A 4,066-nucleotide genomic window follows, 5' to 3' on the forward strand; every position below is an offset into this window, starting at 1 on the left:
TATAATGCAAAAGTAATATATACAGACCCGTCAAAAGCACCACAGTTGATAGATGAGAACGGTAATATCAAATCGGGAACGGCTTATGTAGGTAAAGATGGAATGCATACGATAATAATAAACACAGAAGACCCGAAGAATAGCACTCGTTCAGGAATAATAGGCATGATATCTGAAGAAGGCAGTCATATAATAGGGAAAATAGAAGGACGACAGATACAGACAGGGACAGAAGAAAAGGGACTTGAAAGTACGAGAAGAGCAACAAACGAATACTTTACCGATAAATACAAAAAGAATGATATTCCTATAAAAGCAAAGTCGGATGGAAAAGATTACAGTAATATTGATTTTGGTGAGAATGTGGGAGATGACAGGGGAGCGTGTTTATCAAATGGAAAAGTACTTGTTGGCTGTAAAGGCAGAGAACCGAGAAAGTTAACTCCGGAAGAGCAGTTACAAAATGACAGGATTACGAGCTTTATTGTAAATTTAACTCCTGTAGGAAAATACAAAATAGCAGCGGAATCTATAATAGGTGAAGATTTAGTTACAAAACAAAAGTTATCACCAATAGAAAGACTTATGCCTGCGTATTCTATTATGAAGGGTGTTATTAATTCAGTAAATTTTGGAGTTAAAGATAATAACTTTAAGAAAAATGAAGACAACAAAAAAATTGATAACAACAGTAATAAGAATAAAAAACCTGTTAATAAGGAATTACATGAAAAGATAAATAATAGAGGAGAAGGACATTATCTAAATTTACAAGCTGATAAAAAAGTAGGAAATACAACAACAAAATATAGGAATTTTGAACATATATCAAAAGGTGAAATACAAGTAAATGGCAAAAAAGTAGAAGTAAAAGGAGGACATTCGACACGAAATGGGATTATAATAGAAGAAAAGTTACAGGAATATCCGGGAGGTTCATATGAAGCCAAGATAAAAATACCAGATCCGAATAATCCGGGGAAATATTTATCGAAAACAAATAATAATGGAAAATCAACGATGTTTCCAGACCATTGGACAGAAAATAGAATAAAAGTAGAAATTGATAATGTTCTTAAAAATCCTAAAAATTTTCGTAAAAATAGCAAATGGCAAGGAGCAACATCGTCAGGGGTTGTAATAGAAGTTATTTATAGAGAAAGAAAAGTTATAACAGCTTATCCGATAGATCCTAAAAAAATATCAAAATAAAAATATAGGAGGAAAAATGAAATTAATTTTTGAATATGTACGTCATAAAAATTGGGAAACTGAGAGCTATACTAAAGAATGTGATTCTTTTAGAATACCAAGTTATATAGCTGAAAAAATGGATTATAGTGATTACATGACCATAGTCTTAAGAAATAACATATTAGACGAAACTTTTTTAGCAAATTATTTAGGTACTGTAGATTTAGGTTTAGCAGAATATGTTTTAGATAAATTAAAAGATAAAAGTATAGATGATAGTGATATAGGTTCTCAAGGTTGGGAAGCATATATTGAAAATGATAAGGTTATGATTACAGTAATGTTTAGTACAGAAGATGATGAAAAGGTATATATAGATAGAAAAGAGGTAACATATGCAATGTTAAAGTGGAAAAAGTTTTTAGAACGAAAATTTGATAGTCCAAATTATCAAGAAATTATAAATACAGAAGATGTTTATAAATGAAGATAGTAAAAAACTTCCCCGCATTGTCGGAGTCGACTGAAAGGAGCGAAGACCGCGGGGTAGCGGGAGTATGAGGGCGGCAATGAGCCCTCATATATTTTAAACTAATTTCAGAGCAATTGATGATAGAAGAATTGAAGCAAAGAATGCAATTTCAAACTTGAAAGATTACTGTAAAAAGAATGGTAATGTTTGTAGATATTCTTCAGAGAAAAAGGAATATGAATTTTATGATACAAAAAAGTTGAAAGAATATGAAGGATATTTAAAGTTATCAGGGTTAAAAGATTCAGTTAAGATAGTAAATAGAAGAAAAGAATACGAATATGCAAAAGAAAGTCGGAAGTATAAAGATGATAGAGCTACAGCCAATAAAGAACAGATAAGGTTGGGAGAAGCACTTGCAAGATTTAACTATGCACAGCTATATCAGACATATATATTTCAGGGAGGAGAAAAAGACCTTAATGCATTTGAAGCTTCAGAAGGATTTAAATTTAGAGAGAATAAATTCATATCGGATATAAAGAATTCGGGAGTAGAATTTGGAGGGAAGTATGAGTTATATGACGGTAATAGTTATATAACAAGTTTGAAGAGTTATGAGGATTTGGCAAGGTTTTCAGGAGTGGCGAGTAAAAATGGAATAAAGTTGACAATGAGTGAAGTGTATACATCGGCATTATTAACTCAACATGACCCGAGACCTTTAAAGATAGATATAAAGGGTTCGGCAATAGCAGGAGAGGAAGTAACAGTAGTTGCAGGGGCAGTAATGTCAAGAAATCAACTTGATAAGATGCCAAAATATGGAAAGCCTAAGAATAAAGTGGAAACTGAAAGAACCGAGCAAAAGGGAAATAAAAATAATGATTATTATAATTCTAAAAGTAAACAATTAGAATATGGAAAAAGTATTGAAGAAAAGGCAAAAGATACTTATCATAAAACACCTGCAACATTTGATTTGGAAATGATAAAAGAAAAACCTGCACTTATAAGAAATGACGGAAGAGTAGAATACCTGAAAAAAGGTTACATAAATGGAAAAGAAGGAGTATTTCATATAACAGTAAGAAATGGGAATAAGGTTATTCATAAGAATTTTATTGAACAAAAGGATTGGAAGAGATACATGGAAAAATATGAATTACTGGATTATAATCAAATAAAATAAGAATAGGAGTAAAATATGAATATAGACATAATAATATGGTCAGAAGGTTTGTATGATGATTATATGAAAATTATAGCAGATAATGTTGTTGTTCATAATGGATATTTTTATCGTATTCTTTCTAATGAAAATAATATTATAGGTTTAGAATTAAATTATGGAGAAGAAGGTACAAATCATAATGTTTATTTAAAAAAATATAAAGAAAAAATAATAACTGTACCCGATTATAATTTAATGTATAAATATAATTACATTTACAAACCTGTGGAATTTACTTTTAAAGAAATAGAAAAAATTAAATTGGAAGAAGAAATGCCTAAAATCAGAAATATAACTATAGAAGATATAGTTTTAAGTTGGATACTAACAAGTGAGTTTAAAGATTACTGTTCAAATATGGAAGAATATAAAAAACTTTTGTCAAGAAATATTTATTATGTATCTGATGAAAAATTGAATGAAAATATAGAAGAAAGGTTTACTGAACTATTTAATATAAAAGAAGGAATTATAGAAGAAGTAAGTGATATTTCAGAATATGAAATAATAGAAGTTTATTTGAATAAAGGAACAGTTTGGAATGCCTTTTTGAAAAAAGATAACGAGATATATTTAAATACAGGTTTGAGTATAAGTATAAAAATTAAATTTTAAAAAATCCCCCGCATTGTCGAAGTCGACGAAGGAGCGAAGACTGCGGGTAGCGGGAGTATGAGGGCGGCAATGAGCCCTCATGGACTCTTTTCAGTAAAAATAAATGAATATGTAGGAAAAGATATAGAAAATCATGATACACTGACAACAACAGGCGGTTCAATAAACCTACAGGCAGGAAAGAATCCTATAGGCGGAATAGGGATAAATCAGGAAAAACGTGATAAGGAAGGTATATCAAGAAATACGGTATTAGGTGACATAGAAATAGGAAATGCAACAGGAGCCCCTATTAACAGAGATATTACAAAAGCCAATGAAATAACAAAAGATACTCACAACAGTACAAATATAAATATAGAAGGTCAGACAATAGATTACCTGACAAATCCTTCAAGATTAAAAGAGGATTTGGATAAAGCAAAACAGGAAATAAAGGATATAGGGACAGCCATAAAAGAATCAATAAATGACAGAGGAGATGATAACAGAAACTTTTTGGGTCAGTTGGGAGAAGGAAGATTAAGAACAACAATAGACAACATAGCAGG

4 protein-coding genes and 1 pseudogene are annotated in these 4,066 nt (G+C 30.4%); all 5 read left to right on the top strand.

Annotation, left to right across the window (positions count from 1 at the left end):
- Window positions 1-1,212: EndoU domain-containing protein (locus tag EII29_RS11015; protein ID WP_199726079.1), on the top strand; the 1,212-nt coding region annotated here is incomplete at its 5' end.
- Window positions 1,213-1,228: 16 nt separating this feature from the next.
- Window positions 1,229-1,681, top strand: coding sequence for a DUF5376 family protein (locus EII29_RS11020; protein WP_125237568.1), 453 nt, complete (start codon window positions 1,229-1,231; stop codon window positions 1,679-1,681).
- Between the two features lie 160 nt (window positions 1,682-1,841).
- A complete protein-coding gene (locus EII29_RS11025) occupies window positions 1,842-2,858 on the top strand; it encodes a hypothetical protein (protein ID WP_125237569.1) in 1,017 nt (338 codons plus the stop codon).
- A gap of 15 nt (window positions 2,859-2,873) precedes the next feature.
- Window positions 2,874-3,515 carry a hypothetical protein gene (locus EII29_RS11030; RefSeq protein WP_125237570.1) on the top strand — a complete coding sequence of 214 codons (642 nt, stop codon included), beginning with the start codon at window positions 2,874-2,876 and terminating at the stop codon, window positions 3,513-3,515.
- A gap of 57 nt (window positions 3,516-3,572) precedes the next feature.
- Window positions 3,573-4,066 (top strand): annotated as a pseudogene (locus EII29_RS11035) (hemolysin); the annotation flags it as partial.

Origin of the sequence: Leptotrichia sp. OH3620_COT-345, assembly GCF_003932895.1 — a bacterium.
Classification (GTDB): Bacteria; Fusobacteriota; Fusobacteriia; order Fusobacteriales; family Leptotrichiaceae; genus Pseudoleptotrichia.

Bases quoted from the DNA above. Each gene is read 5' to 3' on its own strand.
- EII29_RS11020 (WP_125237568.1), top strand. From the start codon at position 1,229: ATGAAATTAATTTTTGAATATGTACGTCATAAAAATTGGGAAACTGAG.
- EII29_RS11030 (WP_125237570.1), top strand. From the start codon at position 2,874: ATGAATATAGACATAATAATATGGTCAGAAGGTTTGTATGATGATTAT.